The sequence below is a fragment of the Ideonella sp. sgz306126 genome, from assembly GCF_056032705.1.
Map to the genome: position 1 here is coordinate 85,006 of NZ_JBVYWP010000006.1, position 19,062 is coordinate 104,067.

Genomic DNA, 19,062 nt, shown 5'->3' on the forward strand with positions numbered 1-19,062 from the left:
ACGGGGGTCACTGCACGTCGTTGCGGTAGCGTTCGACGATCTTGTCCTGGGCGGCGGCCAGCTTCTTCAGGTCCACCGGATGGGCTCGCGCGTAGTCGGCCGCGGGCAGGAACTTCGCCTTCGCCTCGGCGGAGAGATGCTCGGCGAAGACCGGCCGCAGGAAGGCGTTGCCCCACAGGGTCTGGCTTTCGTCCGAGAGCACGAAGTCGAGCATCTTCTTGCCGTTCTCGGCGTGCGGCGCGTGGTTCACCAGGCCCATCACGTACGGAAAGGTCAGCGTGCCTTCCTGCGGAATCACGAACTGCACCGGCGCGTGGTCCTTGTACTTGCCGCGGTAGGCGTTGAAGTCGTAATCGAGCAGGATCGGAATCTCGCCCGAAATCACGCGGGCGTAGGACGTCTGCTTCGGCACGATGGGCTGGTTCTTCGCCAGCGCCTTGAAGAACCGGATGCCGGGATCGAGGTTGTCGTAGGTGCCGCCCAGCGCGAGATTCACCGCCATCACGCCCAGCTGTCCGACCGCCGCCGAGGTCGGGTCGAGGTAGCCGACCAGCCCCTTGTATTCCGGCTTGAGCAGGTCGGTCCACTTCTGCGGCACCGGCAGCTTGCCCAGCGCGGCCTGGTTCACGAACAGGCCGAGGGTGCCGGAGTGGATCGCGAACCAGTAGCCTTCGGGGTCCTTGAGGCCGGCGGGGATCTTGTCCCAGCCCTTGGGCTTGTAGGGCATCAGCACGCCGGCCGCCTTGGCCGGGTCCGCGGCGATGCCGCCCAGGTAGGTCACGTCGGCCACCGGGTTGGCCTTCTCGGCGATCAGCGCGGCGATGGCCTGGCCCGAGTTCTTGTTGTCCGGCGGCACGGTGATGCCCAGGCGGGCCTGGATGGCCTTCAGCTGGGAACCCCAGTCGGCCCATTCCGGCGGGCAGTTGTAGCAGATGGCATGTTGTTCGGCGGCGGCGGCGTGGCCGGCGCTGAACAGCGCGAGGCCGCCGAAGGCGGCCGCGGCGAGGTGGCGCGCGAGCCGGCGGGTGGAACGGGCGAGGGTCATCGGAGATTCTCCAGGGGTGGCAGGGGGGAAGGGGACGGCGGGGCGGCGGTGGCCGGCATCACCAGCTGCACGCCGGCGGCGGCGAGCTGGGCGGCGATGGCGTCGGGCACCGGCGCGTCGGTGAACACGGCGCTGGCCTCGGTGATGTGGCCGCCGCGCACCGTGGCGCCGCGACCGAACTTGCTGCGGTCCAGCACCAGGAAGCGCTGGCGGCAATGGCGGGCCAGGCTGCGGCGCAGCGCCACCTCGTCGAGGCTGAAGTCCAGCAAGGTGCCGTCGGACGCGACGCCGCCGACGCCGAAGATGCCGATGTCGACGGCGAAGCGATCGAAGAAGTCGTGCGCCTCGCTGCCGATCACGTCGCGGTCCCGGTTGCGCAGGCGGCCGCCGGCGATCGTGATCTCGCAGCCGTCGTTGCGGCACAGCAGCATTGCGACGTTGAGGTTGTTGGTCATCACGCGCAGGCCCGGCCGCTCGACCAGCGCCAGCGCGCACTGCTCGGGCGTGGTGCCGATGCCGAAGAACAGCGAGGCGCGCGGCGGCACCTGCGCCGCCACCAGGTGCGCGATGCGGCGCTTGGCCTCGATGTGGAGGACCTGCCGCGCCTGGTAGGCCAGGTTCTCGCCCAGCGGGTCGCCCGCGGCCGGCAGTTCCACGCCGCCATGCCGGCGCCGGGCCAGGCCCTGGTTGCACAGGGCGTTGACGTCGCGCCGTATGGTCTGCGGCGTCACGCCGAATTCGGCCGCCAGCGCCTCGATGGTCTGGAAGCCGCGCTGGCGGACACGGTCGACGATGGCCCGAGCGCGCTCGTCGGCCACGCGATGGGCGGCGGCGCGACCCGAGGCGGTGGCGGGGTCCGGCATGTTCATGCGAACACGATAGAGGCGGAAAATGGCGCCCGTGTGACATTCGAGCGAACAGCGTTCGTCATCATTCGAACCGCGCGGGCGCGCCGCGCCGTTCGCGACAATCGGGCGATGCCACCGTCCTTCGCCCACCACGTCGTCGCCGCCGACGCGCACCAGGTGCCTGCGCCGTTCCGCTCCTTCGCGGTGCGCAGCGACGAGCCCCGGCATGCCTTCGCGGCACGCGCACCCTACCGGCGCCTGCACCTCGTGCGGGCGGACCTTCTCGACGCCGGTTCGCTCGCGAGCCTGGCGGCCGAAGGCCTGTCGCGGGTGAGCATCACGGCGTTCTCGGACATCGACTACGCGGCCACGACCTGGGAGGCGCTGGCCGCGGCGGCCCCGCGCGGCGAGCCGCTGGCCGAGCGGCTGGCCGACGCCCTGCAGCCGACCGGCGTGCTGGGGGACGGCCTGGCCGGCTACCGGCGCAGCGTCGCGGGCCGGGTCGACTACCTCGCGTCCTGCGGCGCGGGATTCCACAACGACGTCCATGGCCACTGGTCGCGCTGCCTGTTCTGGCTGCTGGCCCTCGACCTGGCCGACGTGGAGTTCGTGATGCCGCATGCCGGCGTGCGGCTGGCGCTGGCGCCCGGCGACCTGCTCGTCTTCGATCCGTCGATGGCGCACGGCCTGTGCCGGCCGGGCGACCAGGGGCAGGCGGTGGCGGCCTCGTTCGAGGCCGCCGGCCCGTGTCGTCAGATCTTCCTGACCGGCGAGCTGCCGCTGACCGACGCGCAGTGGGCCGCGCTCGGCGCGCCTTGGCTGCCGGTCGAGGACCACGAGCGGCGCGGCGCGCTCGACCTGATGGTGGCCGAGTTCGACGAGCGCAGCGGCGCGATCAAGCGCCTGCGCGCGCTGCGCGACAGCATGAAGCGCAGCACCTGCCACGTCGACGAGGCCACCGGCTGAGGGCCTGGCCCGATGCTGTCGGGGTCACCTGGCTGATGTCCGATCGAGCGTCGTGGTCACCGACCCTTGCGTTGCCACGGTCGGACCAGCGCGACGCCACGAGGAATGCCGCGCCGACTGTGTACGATGCCACCGGTCTGCAGAGGAACACGAGGCCGAGTCGGTGGCGAAGGGCGCGAGCAAGACGGAATCCCCCGCACCGCCGGTGCCGCTGCGGCGCGGCCGTGCCCGTGCGCAGCGCGGCTGGCGCCGCTGGTTTCCGGGCCTGCTCGCCTTGCAGCGCTACGAATGGGCGAGCCTGCCGCACGATCTGATGGCCGGCCTGGCCTTGAGCGCCGTGCTGGTGCCGGTGGGCGTGGCCTATGCCGTCGCGTCGGGCGTGCCACCCATCAGCGGCCTGTACGCGACGATCTTCGGCCTGCTGGCCTACGCCGTGTTCGGGCCCAGCCGCGTGCTGGTGCTGGGACCCGATTCGTCCCTGGTGGCGCTGGTGCTGGGGGTGGTGTTGCCGCTGTCGGCGGGCGACCCGCAGCGCGCGGTCGGCCTGGCCGCGATGATGGCGGTGGTCTCGGGCGGCCTGTGCATCGTGGCCGGCGTGGCCCGGCTCGGCTTCGTCACCGAGCTGCTGTCCAAGCCGATCCGCTACGGCTACATGAACGGCATCGCGCTGTCGGTGCTGATCAGCCAGCTGCCGACGCTGTTCGGCTTTTCCGCGCCGGCCCGGGGCCCGTTGCCGGAGCTGCAGGCGTTCGCTGCGGGCGTGCTGGCGGGTCGCACCAACCTGACCGCACTGGCGCTGGGCGGCGCAACGCTCGTGCTGATCCTGCTGCTGAACCGGCACAAGCCCTGGCCCGGGGTGCTGATGGCGGTGGCCGGGGCCACGGCCCTCGTGGCTTTCGGCGATCTGGGCCGGCAGGCCGGCGTGCCGGTGCTGGCGGCGCTGCCTCAGGGCATGCCGGCGCTGCGTTTTCCCACGCTGGCCGCGGGCGATGCGGTGTCCGTGCTGCTCGGCGGCGCGGCCGTGGCGCTGGTGTCGTTCGCCGACACCAGCGTGGTGTCGCGCATCTACGCCGCGAAGGCGGGAGCGACGGCGGACGCCGATCAGGAAATGGTCGGCCTGGGGGCCGCCAACCTGGCGGCGGGCCTGTTCCAGGGGCTGCCCGTCAGCGCCAGTGCGTCACGCACGCCGGTGGCCGAGGCCGCGGGCGCCCGCACCCAGATGACCGGCGTGGTGGGCGCGGTCACCTTGATGGGGCTGGTGATGGCGGCGCCGCCGTGGCTGCGCCACCTGCCCACCGCGTCGCTGGCGGCGGTGGTGGTGGCGTCCGCCATCGGCTTGATGGAGGTGGCGGACCTGCGCCGCATCTACCGCATTCAGCGCTGGGAGTTCTGGCTGTCGATCGGCTGCCTGGTCGGCGTGGTCGTGCTCGGGGCCATCCCCGGCATCGCGCTGGCGATCGTCGCCGCGGTGATCGAGTTTCTCTGGGATGGCTGGCGCCCCTACTCGGCGGTGCTGGGCCGTGTCGACGGCGTCAAGGGCTACCACGACGTCACCCGCCACCCCGAGGCCCGGCTGGTGCCCGGCCTGGTGCTGTTCCGGTGGGATGCGCCGCTGTTCTTCGCCAATGCCGAGCTGTTCCGCGACCGGGTGCTGGAGGCCGCGTTGGCCGCGCCCGGCACCGTGAACTGGCTGGTGGTGGGCGCCGAACCGGTGACCAGCGTGGACGTCACCGCGGCCGACGTGCTGCTGGAGCTGGACGGCACGCTGCGCGCGGCCGGCATCACGCTGTGCTTCGCCGAGATGAAGGATCCGGTCAAGGACAAGCTCAAGCGCTTCGGCCTGCTCACCGCCTGGGGGCAGGAGCGCTTCTTCGACACCATGGGCGAGGCGGTCAACGCGTTCGTCAGAAGCCATGGGGTCGCCCGATCGGTCCCGGTCGCGGGACCGCGCCGGCATTGACGTGCCGCCGTCAGGCGGATTCGCCCAGGCGGCCGTCGCGGAAGTCGCTCAGCGCCTGGTAGATCTCCTGCTGGCTGTTCATCACGAACGGGCCGTACTGCACGATCGTCTCCTTCAGCGGCCGGCCGGCGATCAGCAGCAGCCGGGCGTCGGCCCCGGCCTCGACGATCACGCCGTCGGCCTGCGCGTCGTTGGCGAGCAGCGCCATGCGCTGCGCCGGCACCGCCTCGCCGCCGATCGTCACCCGGCCGCGGTAGACGTAGGCGAAGGCGTTGTGGCCGGCCGGCAGGGCCTGCTCGAAGCGCGTGCCGGCCGGCAGGTGCAGGTCCAGGTACAGCGGTGCGGTGGCCTCGCGCGTCACCGCGCCCGTCACGCCGTGGCTTTCGCCGGCGATCACGGTCACCGTCACGCCTTGCGCGGTCTCGAAGCGCGGCAGGTCGGCGGCCTTGAAGTCGCGGTACCAGGGCGGGTTCATCTTGTCGCGGCCGGGCAGGTTCAGCCACAGCTGGAAACCTTCCATCACGCCGTCTTCCTGCTGCGGGATCTCGGAATGGATCACGCCGCGGCCGGCGGTCATCCACTGCACGCCGCCGTTCTCCAGCAAGCCCTCGTGGCCCGCGCTGTCGCGGTGGCGCATGCGCCCGGCGATCATGTAGGTGATGGTCTCGAAGCCGCGGTGCGGATGGTCGGGAAAGCCGGCGATGTAGTCGTCGGGGTTGTCGCTGCCGAAGGCGTCCAACATCAGGAACGGATCGAGCCGCTGCTGCAGGTTCTGGGTCAGCACGCGGGTCAGCTTGACGCCGGCGCCGTCGGACGTGGCCTGGCCGGCGACCAGGCGCTCGACGCGGCGCGGGGTGGTCACGGGGGTGGGGGTGCGCGGTGCGGTCATGGAGTGCCTTTTGGAGGAGTGAGGTGGCACCGGCTCGGGCCCTGCAGGCGGGGCGCGGTGTGTCTTCGGGGAGATGGAAGCAATGACTGCACTTTAAGCGTCGACAATCGCGGTGAAAAGACCGGATCATGGCTATGATTGTTCTTCCAATGGAACAATACGCCGCGGGCATCGACCCCAACGACTTGTTGATCTTCGCCCGCGTGGCCGAGCGGGGCAGCTTCAGCCGCGCCGCCGAACAGCTGGGCCTGCCCAAGTCCACCGTCTCGCGGCGCCTGGCCGGCCTGGAGCAGCGGCTGGGCGAACGCCTGTTGCTGCGCACCACCCGGCGCCAGACGCTGACCGAGTTCGGCCTGCAACTGCTGGAGCACGCGCGCCAGGTGGCGGCCGAGGTCGACGCCGTGGCGGCCTTGAGCGCGCACCGGCAGGCCGTCCCCGGGGGGCGGCTGCGGGTGTCGATGCCCGGCGATTTCGCCCACCTGATGCTGGCCGACACGCTGGCGGCGTTCGTGGCGCTGTACCCGGCGATCTCGCTGGAGCTGGATCTGTCGGCGCGCCGGGTCGATCTGCTGGGCGAGGGATTCGACCTGGCGCTGCGCGTCGGCGACCTGCCCGACGATGCCTTGCTGGTCGCGCGCCGGCTGGCGGTGTTCTCGATCGGCCTGTATGCCTCGCCCGACTACCTGAGCCAGCGCGGCGAGCCGCAGCAGCCGGACGACCTGGCCCGGCACGATGCGGTGCGCCAGCTGCGCGGCAACGGCGAGCCGGCACCGTGGGTGCTGGTGCAGGGCGAGCAGCGGTGGCAGGGCGTGCCGCCGGGCCGGGTCGGCGCGAACTCGCCGGAGCTGCTGATCCAGCTGGCCCGTGCCGGCGCCGGCATCGCGGCCGTGCCCGACCATTTCGCCGAGCCGCATCTGCGCAAGGGCCTGCTGCGGCGCGTGCTGCCGCGCTGGTGCTCACCGAGCCACACCGCCTGGGCGGTGTTTCCGGGCCGCAAGCTGATGCCGGCCAAGACCCGGGTGTTCGTCGACATGCTGCTGGCCTCGCTGGGCGGGGCCGAGGCCGCGGGCTGATGCTAGGCGGCCGCCCCGCGGCCTCCGATCAGGGGGCGCCCAGCACGCTGCCCAGCCCGCCCTCGGGCAGGCCCTGGCGCACCTGCAATGCGCCGTCCGCTTCGCGCCAGACGATGGCCGGCGTGGCCTGCAGGCCGAGCGACGCCATCAGGTGCTCGTTGGCGTCCAGCTGCGCCTGTTGGGCCGGGGCGATGGTGGCGAGCGGCTTCAGCGTGCCGTCGTCGAGCGGCCGTGGCCGCCCGCTGGCGAGCGACTGCGCGGTGGCGGCCGCATGCCGGCCCTCGTAGGCAGCGAAGGTGGCGACCGGGTCCTTGTCGGCCAGCAACGCGGCGGCCTTGCCGGCGCTGGTGGGCGTCAGGATGCCGACGATGACATGGCGCAGCTGGACCTTGCCTTTCGCGACCCAGGGGCGCGCGTCGGACCACAGCTTGTTGCAGTACGGGCAGTTCGGGTCGGTGAACACGTAGACGACGCGCGCGCCCTGGCGTCCGTCGGCGATCCAGTGGCTGCTGTCGAGCTGCTGCCACAGGCCGTCGGACATCGGCTTGGCCACCGCCTTCTGCAGCATCGCGCTGGTCAGGTCGTGGCCGGCGGCGTCGAACGCGCGGCCGGCCACCACGTGCTGACCGTCCGGCGTGAGGTACAGCGCCACCGGCTCCTGCCCCATGTAGCCGGCGTAGGCGTTCAGGCCGCCGACGCTGGGCAGCGTGCCGACGATGGTCAGGCCCCGCTTTTCCAGCGCCTGCACCGGCGCTGGCCGCGGCTGGCCGAAGGCCGGCAGCAGCGTGGCCAGGCCCAGGGCCAGGCCGGCCAGGGTGCGTCGATGGGGGAAGAACAAGGGCATCGTCATGGGGTGGCGGGATGAGGTGGATCGGAGGGGGTGGGGCTTTGCAGGCGCTGCAGCGCCTGCGCGAGCGTGGCTTCGGACAGCGCGCCGGTCCGGGTCGATACGCGGCGGCCCTGGGCGTCGAAGAACAAGGTGGTGGGCAGGCCTTGCAAGTCGAAGGCGGCGCCGGCCGTCTGCGCCGCGTCGAGCGCGACGTTGCGCAGCGGCAGCCGCTCCGCCTGCAGGTAGCGCTGCACGGCGGCGACGCTCTCGCCCTGGTTGACGAACACGAAATCGATCTCCGGGTGGGCGGCCTGCGCCTGCTGCAGCAGCGGCATCTCGCGCCGGCACGGCGGGCACCAGGTCGCCCAGAGGTTCAGCACGGTCGGCTTGCCGGCGAAGCGGGCCAGGGGCAGCGGCTGGCCGTCGAGCGAGCTCAGGGTCAGCGGGGGCATCGGTTGCGGTGTCTCGCCGGGCCAGGCCAGCAGCGCCAGCTGGCCTGCGCCCCAGACGGCCAGCGTTGCCAGCGTGGCGCGCACCACCGGCTTGCGCAGTGCCGCTTCGCGCGTGACCTGGCTCAGTCCGTACAGCACGGCGGCCACGAGGCCGGCGACCGGCTCCCATCCGCCATCGCGGAGATCGAGCACGCTCCAGGGCGCGCCCAGGTAGGCCTTGCGCCACTCCCAGACGAAGGCCAGCCGCGCCGCCACCAGTCCGAGCAGCAGCATGCGCAGCAGCAGCGGTTCCGGGTCGATGCCCGCGCCGCGCCCCGTGCGTCGACCGACGGCCAGTCCGAGCCAGGCGGCCACGGCGAACACCAGTGGCGCCGTCGGCACCGCCAGCGGCCCGAGCGGCACGGTCGAGATCATGCGCCGGCCTCCGTGTCGGGGCGGGCCGGGCGGGTTGTCAGGGCGAGGCGGGGCGTCGGCAGGGGCGTCATGAGGGGCGGGTTGCGATGGTCGCAGAGGTCGATTAAGCGGCCATTAATGCAGCCATGAATGCGGCCAGCGTCGCGGCATCGCAGGTTGCCGCGCGGGACCGCCGCGGCTCAGACAGCCTTAAGGCGCGGCCTGCAAGATGCGCCCATTCCAAACTTTCCGCGAGACCTCGATGAACTCCTCTCTGCAAGCCTTCCTGTTGCGCCTGGCCGGCACCGTGTGCCTGACCCTGGCACCGGTCGTGCTGACCGTGTTCATGTCGGTGCCGTTCACCCTCGAAGGCCATCCCGGCGAGCCGCGGCTGGCGCAGGCCTCGGCAACCAGCCACATGACCTGAACGCCGGCATCCGCCGCCCGCGCCCCGCACGACTCGTGACATGATCTGCCGCATCCATGAATGAACACGCCCTTTTCCTAATGGCCATTCCGGCCACGGTCGTCGTCGCGGGCGGCGCGCTGGCCGCCGTGTGGAAGCCCTCGCACGCGGTGCGCAGCCTGATCCAGCATTTCGCCGCGGGGGTGATCCTGGCGGCGCTGGCGGTGGAGCTGCTGCCCGAGATCGGCCGCGAACATGCGACCAAGCCGGTGGTGCTGGGATCGTTCGCCGCCGGCAGCCTGTTCATGTACCTGCTCAAGCTCTGGACGGAGCACCTGGAGGCGCCGGCCGGCGCCGGCCTGGCGGGCATCGGCCTGCCGGTGGGGTTGCTGCTGGCCACCTTCGTGGACGTGGCGACCGATGGTTTCATCATCGGCGCGGGCTTCGCGGCCGGCGGCGAGACCGGCACCATCCTGGCGCTGGGCCTGTCGGTCGAACTGCTGTTCCTGGGCCTGGCGCTGACCTCGGAGCGGATCTCGGGCTGGCGCATCGTGGCGGTCACCGCCGCGCTGGGGCTCACCGTGCTGGGCTTCGCGTCGCTGGGCAGCGTGCTGCTGGCCGGGGCTTCGGCGGCGGTGCTGGCGGGCACCTTGTCGTTCAGCGCGGCGGCGCTGCTCTATCTGGTCACCGAGGAACTTCTGATCGAAGCCCACGAGGTGCAGGAGCAGCCGATCTCGACGCTGGTGCTGTTCGGCGGCTTCCTGTCCTTCTGGGCGATCCAGCTGATGGGTGCGTGACCTCGGGACGGGCGCGCCGCGGCGCTCAGTTCAGGCGGGTCCCCGAGCGGCCGTCGAACAGATGCACCTTGGCCGCGGGCCAGCTCAGCCCGACCCCCTCGCCCACGCGCTGGGCGAGCTTGCCGGGGGTGCGCAGCGTGAGTTCGCCCAACACCGTGTTCACCCGGGCGAAGGTCTCGGGTCCGGTGGGTTCGATCATCGTGATCAGGCCGGTGACGGCGGGCGCCCGGTCGGGCGCGCAGAGCGCCACGTCCTCGGGGCGGATGCCGTAGGCGAGCGGCTCGGTGCCGGACTCGCGCGGGCGTTCACCCGGCACCGGGCGGCCCTGGCATTGCAGCCCGGCCGGAGCGTTCGAGGCGACGAGGAAATTCATGGCCGGAGAACCGATGAACTCGGCGACGAAGCGGGTCGCCGGGCGTTCGTAGATGTCGTCGGGCGAGCCGAACTGCTGCACCGAGCCGTCCTTCATCACCGCGATGCGGTCGCCCAGCGTCATCGCCTCCACCTGGTCGTGCGTCACGTAGACCGTGGTGGTGCGGGTGCGCTGGTGCAGCAGCTTGATCTCGGCGCGCATCTCGACGCGCAGCTTGGCGTCGAGGTTGGACAGCGGTTCGTCGAACAGGAACAGGGTCGGGTTGCGGGCCAGCGCGCGGCCCATCGCCACGCGCTGGCGCTGGCCGCCCGAGAGCTGACCCGGCTTGCGGTCCAGCAGGTGGCCGATCTGGAGCATCTCGGAGACCCGCGCCACGGCCTGGTCGCGCTGCACCCGCGGCACCTTGCGCATCTCCAGCCCGAAGGCGATGTTCTGCGCCACGGTCATGTTCGGATAGAGCGCGTAGCTCTGGAACACCATCGCGATGTCGCGGTCCTTGCTGGGCAGGTCGGTGACGTCGCGCTCGCCGATGTGGATGCGGCCCGAGCTCGGCGTGTCCAGGCCCGCGACCATCGACAGCAAGGTGGACTTGCCGCAGCCCGAGGGGCCGACCAGGATCAGGAATTCGCCGGGCTCGATGCGCAGGTCGATGCCTTTGAGGATGTCGACCGATCCGAAGGTCTTGCGGATCTGCTGCAGGGTCAGGGCACTCATGGGGCGGGGGTCATCCTTTCACGGCGCCGGCGGTCAGGCCGCGCACGAAGAACTTGCCGGCCAGCATGTAGACCAGCAGTGTGGGCAGCGCGGCGATCATCGCGGCGGCCATGTCGACGTTGTATTCCTTGACCGTGCCGGAGGTGTTGGCCAGATTGTTCAGGCCGACGGTCACCGGCTTGCTGTCGGCGCCCGAGAACACCACGCCATAGAGGAAGTCGTTCCAGATGTTGGTGAACTGCCAGATCAGGGTCACGACCAGGATCGGGGTCGACAGCGGCAGCACGATGCGCCACAGGATCTGCCAGAAGCCGGCGCCGTCGAGCTTGGCGGCCTTGACGAGTTCGTCCGGCAGGCCGACGTAGTAGTTGCGGAAGAACAGCGTGGTCGACGGGATGCCGGCGATCACGTGGACCAGGATCAGGCCGCCCACCGAACTGGCGAGGCCGGCCCAGCCCAGCACCTGGCTCATCGGCAGCAACACGATCTGCATCGGCATGAACACGCCGAACAGCAGCAGCGCGAAGAGGAACTCGCTGCCGCGGAATCGCCACTTCGTCAGCACGTAGCCGTTGATCGCGCCGAGCGCGGTCGACACGGCGACCGCCGGCACGGCGATCGACACCGAATTCAGGAAATACGGGCGCAGGCCGTTGCAGTCGGTGCCGGTGCAGGCCGACGACCAGGCCTTGGCCCAGGCCGCCAGGCCGGGATGGGCCGGCCAGGACAGCAGGGTGCCGTCGCGCAATTCGTCCAGCGACTTCAGCGAGGTGCCCAGCATCACGTAGAGCGGCAGCAGGAAGTACGCGGCGAAGAGCAGCAGCGCCAGCCACAGCAGCACGCGTGCGGCGGCGAGGCGGTGGCGCGGGGCGGGAGAGGCCGTCATGTGCGGGTCCGCAGTTCGGAGTAGAGGTAGGGCACCACGATCGCCGCCACCGTGGCCAGCATGATGTTGGCGCTGGCCGCGCCCAGGCCGATCTCGCCGCGGGTGAACGACATCGTGTACATGAAGGTGGCCGGCAGGTCGGTGGCATAGCCGGGGCCGCCGGCGGTCAGCGCCATCACCAGGTCGAAGCTCTTGATCGCCAGGTGGCTGACCACCATCAGCGTCGAGAAGAACACCGGCCGCAGCGACGGGACCAGGATGCGTGCGTAGATGCGCGGCAGGCTGGCGCCGTCGACCTGGGCGGCCTTGATGATCGCGTCGTCGATGCCGCGCAGGCCGGCCAGGAACAAGGCCATCACGAAGCCCGAGGACTGCCAGATCGCGGCGATCACCACGCAGTAGATCGCCCGGTCGGGGTCCACCAGCCAGCCGAACTGGAAGTCGCTCCAGCCCCATTGCTGGACCAGATGTTCGATGCCCAGCCCCGGGTTCAGGATCCATTTCCAGGCGGTGCCGGTGACGATGAACGACAAGGCCATCGGATAGAGGTAGATGGTGCGCAGCGCGCCCTCGGCGCGCACCTTCTGGTCCAGCAGGATCGCCAGCAGCAGGCCCAGCGCCATCGCGCCGCCGATGAACAGGCCGCCGAAGATCGCCAGGTTGCGCATCGCGACCCACCAGCGGTCCGACGCGAACAAGTCCTGGTACTGCGCGAGGCCGACGAAGTCGTAGTTCGGCAGCATCCGCGAGGCCGAGAACGAGAGGTAGCCGTTCCACGCCATCAGGCCGTAGATGAACGACAGCGACAGCACGAACGAGGGCGCGACCACCAGCTTGGGCAGCCAGGCCTCGCCGCGACCGGAGGGCGCGCGCATCGCCACGGCGCTCAGCGGGTGCGGGCCGCGGCGGCGATGCGGTCCATGGCTTGCGCGATGCTGATCCGGTCGTTGTTCCAGAACTCGCTGACGGCGTCCTTGATCGCGCCCTCGGCCGCGGGCGGGACCGCCATGCCATGGGCCACCGAGGGCATCAGCGTGCCGGCCGCCGACGCGGCGACGAAGTCGGCCGACGAGGCCTTCGCGCAGTCGTCGAAGCGGTCCATCCTGACGTTCAGCCGGACCGGGATCGAGCCCTTGTTCAGACTGAAGGTCTCCTGGAAGGCCGGCGACATGATGGCCTGTGCGAGGTCTTTCTGCGCCTGGACGCTGGCCGGGTTCTTCAGCTTGAACATCGCGAAGGAGTCGATGTTGAAGGTGTAGCTCTTCGCCGTGCCCGGCGCCGGCACGCAGACGAAGTCGCGGCCGGGCAGCTTGCCCGCGGCCAGGAATTCGCCCTTGGCCCAGTCGCCCATGACCTGCATCGCCGCCTCGCCCCGGATCACCATCGCGGTGGCCAGGTTCCAGTCGCGCCCGGGGGCGTTGCGATCGGTGTAGGGCTTGATGCGCCGATAGGTCGCGAGCACCTTCTCCATCGTCGCGCTCTTCAGTGCTGCCGGGTCGCGCTGCACCAGGGCCTTGCGATAGAAGTCCGCGCCGCCGACGCCGATCGCGACCGATTCGAACAGCGTCAGGTCCTGCCAGCTCTGTCCGCCATGGGCCAGGGGCACCACGCCGGCCTTCTTCAAGGCCTCGGCCGCGACGAAGAAGTCGTCCCAGCTGGCCGGGACGCGGGCGCCGGCCTTCTTGAACACCGCCGGGTTGGCCCACAGCCAGTTGACCCGGTGCACGTTCACCGGCACCGCGACGTAATGGCCGCGGTACTTCATCATGTCGCTGACCACCTTGGGCAGCGCCTGGTCCCAATGATCGGCCAGGGCCACGTCGTCGATGTTGGCGAGCACGCCTTCCTGCGCCCATTCCTGGATCGACGGACCCTTGATCTGCGCGGCGGCGGGTGGGTTGCCCGCCATCACGCGGGACTTCAGCACGGTCATCGCGGCATCGCCGCCGCCGCCGGCCACGGCAAAGTCCTTCCAGGTGTCGCCCTTGGCCTGCAGCGTGGCCTTCAGCGCGGCGGCGGCCTTGGCTTCGCCGCCGCTGGTCCACCAGTGCAGCACCTCGACCTCGCCCGCCTGCGCCAGCGACGCGGCGCCGAGCGAGAGGCCGCCGGCCAGCAGCAGAACCAGGGGGCGCCAGGAGCGCCGGGGATCGAAGGAGCGCATGTTCGTCGTCTCGCGTGAAGGTCGGGCCCTGCCCGAAGGGTTCAGGGTGTCACGCAATATTAACGAAACATTAACGCATTGAATAAGGTGTTAACCCGGAGGCAGGGCGGGCAGGCGGGCCTGGGCGATCAGGCCATGCGGCGACACCGCGAGCAGGCGGAAGGTGCCGGCGTGCCGCTCGACGATCTCCTTCGCGATCGCCAGCCCCAGGCCGCAGCCGCTGCCGTCGTGGGTGGCCCGCACGAAGCGCTCGACGACATGGCCGAGTTCGCCTTCGGGCACGCCCGGGCCGTTGTCTTCCACCTCGATCAGCGCCTGCGCGCCGTCGCGCCGCACCCGCACGGTGACGGTGGCACCGCGGCCGGCGTAGCGCAGTGCGTTGTCGATCAGGTTGGCCAGCGCCTCCCTCAGCAGCAGCGCGATGCCGTTGACCTGCAGGGGCAGCGCCGGAGGCTCGTCGAGCTCGTCGACGCCCAGGTCGATGCCGGCCTGGAGCGCGCGCGGCACGTATTCGGCCGTCAGTTCGTGGGCCAGGCGCAGCAGGTCCACCGGGTGGCGGTCCTGCAGGCTGGCCGATTCGGGCTCGGCGCGGGCCAGCGTCAGCAACTGGTTGACCAGGTGCGCGCTGCGCGTGGCGCTCTCGTGCACGCGCTGCAGGCGGCCGAGCAGCGCCGGGTCGCTGGTCTCCTTGAGCGCCAGCTCGGTCTGGCTCTTCAGCCCGGCCAGCGGGGTGCGGAGCTGATGCGCGGCGTCGCTGAGGAAGCGCTTCTGGGCGCTGACGTTGCGGTTGACCTCGGCCAGCAGCGCGTTCAGCGCGCCGGCCAGTGCGCGGACCTCGGGCGGCGCCGCATCGAGCTGGATCGGCGCCAGCAGGTTGGCGGCCTGGCCTTCGACCTGACGCTGCAGCAAGGCCAGCGGCGCCAGGCCGGCGCGGATGCCGGTCCAGACGATCATGCTCATCAGCAGGATCACGCCCGACAGCGGCAGCACCGTGTCGAACAGGATGCGCCGGGTCAGCTCCTGGCGGTTGGCGCTCGATCGCGCGACCTGGACCAGCATCGTCTGCTGCGTGTTGGCGTCGATGCCGAAATGCAGGTAGAGCGCGGCCACGCGCACCGGTTCGGACGGCGGGTGCGGATTGGCGCGCGAGCTCACCGACACCGCGTCGTTGTAGAAGTAGGGCTCGCCCAGCGCCGGCCGGGCGATCGCCGGCGCCGGCAGCCGCAGATTGCCCAGGATGAACTGGCCCGGCGGCGAGCTGACGGTGTAGAAGACGCGGTCGTTCGGGTCGGCTTCGAGGATCTCCTGTGCCGAGCGCGGGAAGTCGATGAACATGCCGCTGTCGATCGGCTTGACCTGGCGCGCCAGCGCCTTGGTGGCCTGCAGCAGGCTGGCATCGATCGCGCGGTTGGCGTAGCGCAGCGCCAGGTCGTAGGTGAAGTAGGCGCCGGCCATCCACAGCACCAGCTGCGGCAGCAACAGCCAGATCAGCAGTTGCCGGTGCAGCGAACGCGCGCCCGGTACGCCTTGCAGCCAGGCCGGCCATCGTGCCATGGCGGGCTCAGGCGCTTTCGCCTTCGGCTTCCAGCAGGTAGCCCAGGCCGCGCACGGTGCGGATCAGCAGACCGGAGCCTTCCAGCTTGCGGCGCAACCGGTGGATGTAGACCTCGATCGAATTGTTGCCGCCGGTCTCGGAGCGTTCGGGCGCCCAGGCCTGGTTGATCTGCTCCTTGGTCACCACGCGGTCGCGCTGCGACAGCAGCAGGTCCAGCAGCATCCATTCGCGCGGACTCAGGTCCAGCGCCTCGCCTTGCAGCGATGCGCGCCGCGCCTCCCGGTCGAACACCAGCTGGCCCAGTTCGGCCGGGCCATGACCTGGCCGGGTGCGCCGCAGCAGCGCCCTCAGGCGAGCCTCCAGCTCCGGAAAGTCGAAAGGCTTGGTGAGGTAATCGTCGGCGCCGGCGTTGAGTCCGGCCACGCGGTCGTCCAGGCTGTCCAGCGCCGTCAGCACCAGCACCGGCAGGTTGCGCGACGCATGGCGGACCCGCTTGAGCACCGTCAGCCCGTCCACCATGGGCAGGCCGAGATCCAGGATGGCCAGGTCGAAGGGCTGCTTGAGCAGCAGGTACTCGGCCACCGCGCCGTTGGCCGCGTGTTCGACCAGGAAGCCCGCCCGTTGCAGCTGCGCCGTCAAGGCGTCCGCAAGGATCGCGTCATCCTCGGCAAGCAGGAGGTTCATGGACAAGGCGGGCCGGCGTCAGGCGGTGAAAGCCGCGGCAGCGGCCGCACCGCGCGGCCGCCCCAAGAGGCTGGCCGCGACTATAGCGCCGTGTCGTGTTCATGCGACGGCCTAAGTGTTAACACTAAATTAACGACGTTTCAATGTTGTTAATATTTCAGTCAAACACCAAGACCTTGTGCCCGCCCTTTCGAATCCAGGAGACAAACGATGAAGAGTACTTCCCGGTCCGGTCGCCATGGCGCGTTGGCGCGCCACCGCGGCCTGCGCATCCATCCGATCGCCGCGGCCGTGTCCGGCCTGTTGTTCACGATGAGCGCCGTGAGGGCGCAGGAGCAGCCGGCCTCGCCGCCGGCCGCCTCCGGCACGCCCGAGACGGTGATCGTGACCGGCATCCGCGGCTCGATCGAAGGCTCGATCGCCGTCAAGAAGAATGCCGACTCGATCGTCGAGGCGGTGACCGCCGAGGACATCGGCAAGCTGCCGGACGTCAGCATCGCCGAATCGCTGTCGCGCCTGCCCGGCCTGGCGGGCCAGCGGGTCGACGGGCGCGAGCAGGTCATCGCGATCCGCGGCATGTCGCCCGACTTCGCCGGCACGCTGCTGAACGGCCGCGAGCAGACGACCACCGGCCTGAACCGCGGCGTCGAGTACGACCAGTATCCGTCCGAGCTGCTCTCGGGCGCCACCGTCTACAAGACGCCGGACGCCACGCTGCTGGGGCAGGGCTTGTCGGGCACCGTCGACCTGCACACCGTGCGGCCGCTCGATCTCGATGGCCGCAAGGCGGCGTTCAACGTGCGTGCCGAGCACAATTCGCTGGGCGCGCTGAACGGCGGCGCGGGCGGCACGTCGGCCAACGGCGGACGCTTCAGCGCCGCCTACATCGACCAGTTCGCGGACCGCACGCTGGGCCTGGCCCTGGGCTATGCCCATCTGGACGCGCCGGGCCAGGAACAGCATTACAAGGCCTGGTGGTGGGGCGCCCCGGGGGCGGCCTGGTACAACGGCGCCGAGGCGCTGGGCGGCGCGGAAGTCGAGGCTACCTCGCGCCACGAGGTGCGCGACGGCCTGATGAGCGTGCTGGAGTACAAGCCGAACAAGAACTTCCACAGCACCCTCGACGCCTACTACTCGCAGTTCAACCAGACCGAGGTGATGCGCGGGGTGATGTGGGACTCGAACCCCTGGTGCACCGCGCCGCAGAACTACACCTGCGGGGCGCCGCTCTACACGATCGCCAACCCGGGCTTCGCGCAGGTCGGCGACGCCACGATCCTGAACTCCGGCACCATCACCTTCCCGGCCACCGGGCACCAGCCGGTGGTGCGCAACGACTACAACCGGCGCGACGACAAGCTCACCTCGCTGGGCTGGAACAACGAGGCCACGCTGGGCAGCTGGAAGGCGATCGCCGACCTGAGCTATTCGAGCGCGCGCCGCAACGAGACCGTCTTCGAGACCTACGCCGGCACGCCGACCTCCAGCATCCAGTTCAACATCCCGGTCACGCCGGCGTTCCCGACCTTCACCCCCAGCGTCAACTTCGCCGACCCGACTTCGGTGGCGCTGAGCGATCCGGGTGGCTGGGGCCACGTCGGGCGGCGCCAGAACGCGGTGCAGAACGACGTCATGAAGGCGCTCAACCTGCATGGCAAGCACGACCTGACGGCGGGCATCTTCAACGATGTGGACCTGGGCGTGGACTACTCGGTCCGCGACAAGACCCGCAACTTCGCGGTCGACTTCGCCCAGCTCAAGAACGGCGGCAGCACCCAGCTGATCGATCCCAGCCAGGCGGCGTCGCCGGTCTCGCTGGCCTTCGCGGGCATTCCGGGCGTGTTGAGCTACGACGTCAACACCATCGCCAGCCAGTACTACAACATGGTGCCCAACATGAGCGGCGGGCCCGGCGGCGACCTGTCCAAGAACTACGGTGTCCACGAGAAGATCACCACCGGCTACGTGAAGGCGGGCATCGACACCGAGATCGCCCACATCCCGGTGCATGGCAACCTGGGCGTCCAGCTGGTCCACACCGACCAGTCGTCCAACAGCCAGCGCTTCGACCCGAGCACCGGCGCGGCGCTGGGGGCCTACTCGGCCGGCGCCAGCTACAACGACGTGCTGCCCAGCCTGAACCTGGTCGGCGACATCGGCCACGACCGGGTGCTGCGCCTGGGCCTGGCCAAGACGCTGGCCCGCCCGCGGATCGACGACATGAACGCCGCCATCTCGGCCGGCGTCGACCCGACCACCCACCTGTGGGGCGGCGGCGGCGGCAACCCGGCGCTGCAGCCGTGGCGTGCGAAGTCCTTCGACCTGTCGCTCGAGCAGTACTGGGGCAAGCGGAGCTATGTCGCCGGGGCGCTGTTCTACAAGAGCCTGGACACCTACATCTACTCGCAGACCATCCCGTTCGACTACACCGGCTTCATCAACCCCAACCCGGCCGTGGTGCCGCTGTCGAACGCCGGCACCTACACCACGCAGGCCAACGGCCACGGTGGCAACATGCGCGGCCTGGAGCTGAGTGCGGCGATCGACGGGCGCCTGCTGGCGCGCAGCCTGGACGGCTTCGGCGCCACCGCCAGCCTGGCGCTGACCAACAGCTCGATCCAGGTCAACGGGCCGGGCTCGGCCACCGCCGCCTGGGACACGCTGCCGGGCCTGTCCAAGCGGGTCGCGGGGCTGACGCTGTACTACGAGAAGAACGGGTTTTCGGCCCGCATCAACGATCGCTACCGCTCCGACTTCCGCGGCGAGTACGTGTCGCTGTTCGGCTCGACCTCGGTGCTGCGCACGCTGGCCCAGAACACGGTGGACTTCCAGACCAGCTACGAATTCCAGCAAGGCCAGGTCAAGGGTTTGTCGGTGATGTTCCAGGTGGTCAACCTGACCAACGCGGCCGACCGCAACATCCAGGATGGCTCCGGCTTCGGCAGCGCCGCGGCACCGCAGGAGTTCAACCGCTTCGGTCGCCAGTACCTCGTCGGACTGAGCTACAAGCTCTGACGGGCCGAGCTCGTCG

Annotated in this window: 17 protein-coding genes; 6 read left to right on the forward strand and 11 right to left on the reverse strand. The window is 70.4% G+C overall.

The features are described from left to right. Nucleotides 1–7 precede the first annotated feature (7 nt). Nucleotides 8–1,045: an extracellular solute-binding protein gene (locus AC0N04_RS16645; RefSeq protein WP_474283399.1), complete on the reverse strand. Its 1,038-nt coding sequence runs from the start codon at nt 1,043–1,045 to the stop codon at nt 8–10. Then, nucleotides 1,042–1,914: a DeoR/GlpR family DNA-binding transcription regulator gene (locus tag AC0N04_RS16650; RefSeq protein WP_474283401.1), complete on the reverse strand. Its 873-nt coding sequence runs from the start codon at nt 1,912–1,914 to the stop codon at nt 1,042–1,044. Before AC0N04_RS16650 ends, AC0N04_RS16645 begins: the two co-directional genes overlap by 4 nt. A gap of 108 nt (nt 1,915–2,022) precedes the next feature. Between AC0N04_RS16650 and AC0N04_RS16655 the strand changes: the two genes are divergently transcribed. Continuing rightward, nucleotides 2,023–2,859, forward strand: coding sequence for a hypothetical protein (locus AC0N04_RS16655; RefSeq protein WP_474283403.1), 837 nt, complete (start codon nt 2,023–2,025; stop codon nt 2,857–2,859). Nucleotides 2,860–3,064: 205 nt separating this feature from the next. Then, on the forward strand, nt 3,065–4,819 hold the full coding sequence (locus AC0N04_RS16660; protein ID WP_474283513.1) for a SulP family inorganic anion transporter: 1,755 nt from the start codon (nt 3,065–3,067) through the stop codon (nt 4,817–4,819). Nucleotides 4,820–4,829: 10 nt separating this feature from the next. On the opposite strand, the gene AC0N04_RS16665 is transcribed toward AC0N04_RS16660, so the two are convergent. Next, nucleotides 4,830–5,708 carry a pirin family protein gene (locus tag AC0N04_RS16665; protein WP_474283405.1) on the reverse strand — a complete coding sequence of 293 codons (879 nt, stop codon included), beginning with the start codon at nt 5,706–5,708 and terminating at the stop codon, nt 4,830–4,832. A gap of 134 nt (nt 5,709–5,842) precedes the next feature. On the opposite strand from AC0N04_RS16665, the gene AC0N04_RS16670 reads away from it, so the two are divergent. Further along, nucleotides 5,843–6,781 (forward strand): LysR family transcriptional regulator, encoded by a 939-nt coding sequence (locus AC0N04_RS16670; protein WP_474283407.1) that lies wholly within the window; start codon nt 5,843–5,845, stop codon nt 6,779–6,781. 28 nt (nt 6,782–6,809) lie between these two features. On the opposite strand, the gene dsbG is transcribed toward AC0N04_RS16670, so the two are convergent. Together dsbG and AC0N04_RS16680 are read right to left on the reverse strand one after the other, a co-directional pair. Beyond that, on the reverse strand, nt 6,810–7,631 hold the full coding sequence (gene dsbG, locus AC0N04_RS16675; RefSeq protein ID WP_474283409.1) for a thiol:disulfide interchange protein DsbG: 822 nt from the start codon (nt 7,629–7,631) through the stop codon (nt 6,810–6,812). Then, on the reverse strand, nt 7,628–8,476 hold the full coding sequence (locus AC0N04_RS16680; RefSeq protein WP_474283411.1) for a TlpA family protein disulfide reductase: 849 nt from the start codon (nt 8,474–8,476) through the stop codon (nt 7,628–7,630). The genes dsbG and AC0N04_RS16680 overlap by 4 nt, the downstream gene beginning before the upstream one ends. 241 nt (nt 8,477–8,717) lie before the next feature. On the opposite strand from AC0N04_RS16680, the gene AC0N04_RS16685 reads away from it, so the two are divergent. Continuing rightward, nucleotides 8,718–8,882, forward strand: coding sequence for a hypothetical protein (locus tag AC0N04_RS16685; protein WP_474283413.1), 165 nt, complete (start codon nt 8,718–8,720; stop codon nt 8,880–8,882). Between the two features lie 56 nt (nt 8,883–8,938). Further along, complete coding sequence (locus tag AC0N04_RS16690) at nt 8,939–9,658, forward strand: ZIP family metal transporter (protein WP_474283415.1); 720 nt, start codon at nt 8,939–8,941, stop codon at nt 9,656–9,658. A 25-nt stretch (nt 9,659–9,683) separates the two neighbouring features. On the opposite strand, the gene AC0N04_RS16695 is transcribed toward AC0N04_RS16690, so the two are convergent. The 6 genes from AC0N04_RS16695 to AC0N04_RS16720 all read right to left on the reverse strand — a co-directional run bounded on the left by AC0N04_RS16695 (nt 9,684) and on the right by AC0N04_RS16720 (nt 16,031). Then, the gene (locus AC0N04_RS16695) at nt 9,684–10,745 is read right to left on the reverse strand and encodes an ABC transporter ATP-binding protein (RefSeq protein ID WP_474283417.1); all 1,062 of its coding nucleotides are present in this window, start codon (nt 10,743–10,745) and stop codon (nt 9,684–9,686) included. A gap of 10 nt (nt 10,746–10,755) precedes the next feature. Further along, complete coding sequence (locus AC0N04_RS16700) at nt 10,756–11,631, reverse strand: carbohydrate ABC transporter permease (RefSeq protein ID WP_474283419.1); 876 nt, start codon at nt 11,629–11,631, stop codon at nt 10,756–10,758. After that, on the reverse strand, nt 11,628–12,506 hold the full coding sequence (locus AC0N04_RS16705) for a carbohydrate ABC transporter permease (RefSeq protein WP_474283421.1): 879 nt from the start codon (nt 12,504–12,506) through the stop codon (nt 11,628–11,630). Before AC0N04_RS16705 ends, AC0N04_RS16700 begins: the two co-directional genes overlap by 4 nt. A gap of 11 nt (nt 12,507–12,517) precedes the next feature. Next, entirely contained in the window at nt 12,518–13,792 is a 1,275-nt protein-coding gene (locus AC0N04_RS16710; RefSeq protein ID WP_474283423.1) for an ABC transporter substrate-binding protein, read from the reverse strand. A gap of 90 nt (nt 13,793–13,882) precedes the next feature. Then, complete coding sequence (locus AC0N04_RS16715; RefSeq protein ID WP_474283425.1) at nt 13,883–15,346, reverse strand: sensor histidine kinase; 1,464 nt, start codon at nt 15,344–15,346, stop codon at nt 13,883–13,885. 7 nt (nt 15,347–15,353) lie between these two features. Then, nucleotides 15,354–16,031: a response regulator transcription factor gene (locus AC0N04_RS16720; protein ID WP_474283427.1), complete on the reverse strand. Its 678-nt coding sequence runs from the start codon at nt 16,029–16,031 to the stop codon at nt 15,354–15,356. A gap of 210 nt (nt 16,032–16,241) precedes the next feature. Between AC0N04_RS16720 and AC0N04_RS16725 the strand changes: the two genes are divergently transcribed. Beyond that, nucleotides 16,242–19,046: a TonB-dependent receptor gene (locus AC0N04_RS16725; RefSeq protein ID WP_474283429.1), complete on the forward strand. Its 2,805-nt coding sequence runs from the start codon at nt 16,242–16,244 to the stop codon at nt 19,044–19,046. Nucleotides 19,047–19,062: the final 16 nt, after the last annotated feature.

Excerpts from the sequence above, each read along its gene's own strand:
- AC0N04_RS16645 (WP_474283399.1), bottom strand. The coding sequence starts at position 1,045 with ATGACCCTCGCCCGTTCCACCCGCCGGCTCGCGCGCCACCTCGCCGCG.
- AC0N04_RS16650 (WP_474283401.1), bottom strand. The coding sequence starts at position 1,914 with ATGAACATGCCGGACCCCGCCACCGCCTCGGGTCGCGCCGCCGCCCAT.
- AC0N04_RS16655 (WP_474283403.1), top strand. The coding sequence starts at position 2,023 with ATGCCACCGTCCTTCGCCCACCACGTCGTCGCCGCCGACGCGCACCAG.
- AC0N04_RS16665 (WP_474283405.1), bottom strand. The coding sequence starts at position 5,708 with ATGACCGCACCGCGCACCCCCACCCCCGTGACCACCCCGCGCCGCGTC.
- AC0N04_RS16670 (WP_474283407.1), top strand. The coding sequence starts at position 5,843 with ATGATTGTTCTTCCAATGGAACAATACGCCGCGGGCATCGACCCCAAC.
- dsbG (WP_474283409.1), bottom strand. The coding sequence starts at position 7,631 with ATGACGATGCCCTTGTTCTTCCCCCATCGACGCACCCTGGCCGGCCTG.
- AC0N04_RS16680 (WP_474283411.1), bottom strand. The coding sequence starts at position 8,476 with ATGATCTCGACCGTGCCGCTCGGGCCGCTGGCGGTGCCGACGGCGCCA.
- AC0N04_RS16685 (WP_474283413.1), top strand. The coding sequence starts at position 8,718 with ATGAACTCCTCTCTGCAAGCCTTCCTGTTGCGCCTGGCCGGCACCGTG.
- AC0N04_RS16690 (WP_474283415.1), top strand. The coding sequence starts at position 8,939 with ATGAATGAACACGCCCTTTTCCTAATGGCCATTCCGGCCACGGTCGTC.
- AC0N04_RS16695 (WP_474283417.1), bottom strand. The coding sequence starts at position 10,745 with ATGAGTGCCCTGACCCTGCAGCAGATCCGCAAGACCTTCGGATCGGTC.
- AC0N04_RS16700 (WP_474283419.1), bottom strand. The coding sequence starts at position 11,631 with ATGACGGCCTCTCCCGCCCCGCGCCACCGCCTCGCCGCCGCACGCGTG.
- AC0N04_RS16705 (WP_474283421.1), bottom strand. The coding sequence starts at position 12,506 with ATGCGCGCGCCCTCCGGTCGCGGCGAGGCCTGGCTGCCCAAGCTGGTG.
- AC0N04_RS16710 (WP_474283423.1), bottom strand. The coding sequence starts at position 13,792 with ATGCGCTCCTTCGATCCCCGGCGCTCCTGGCGCCCCCTGGTTCTGCTG.
- AC0N04_RS16715 (WP_474283425.1), bottom strand. The coding sequence starts at position 15,346 with ATGGCACGATGGCCGGCCTGGCTGCAAGGCGTACCGGGCGCGCGTTCG.
- AC0N04_RS16720 (WP_474283427.1), bottom strand. The coding sequence starts at position 16,031 with ATGAACCTCCTGCTTGCCGAGGATGACGCGATCCTTGCGGACGCCTTG.
- AC0N04_RS16725 (WP_474283429.1), top strand. The coding sequence starts at position 16,242 with ATGAAGAGTACTTCCCGGTCCGGTCGCCATGGCGCGTTGGCGCGCCAC.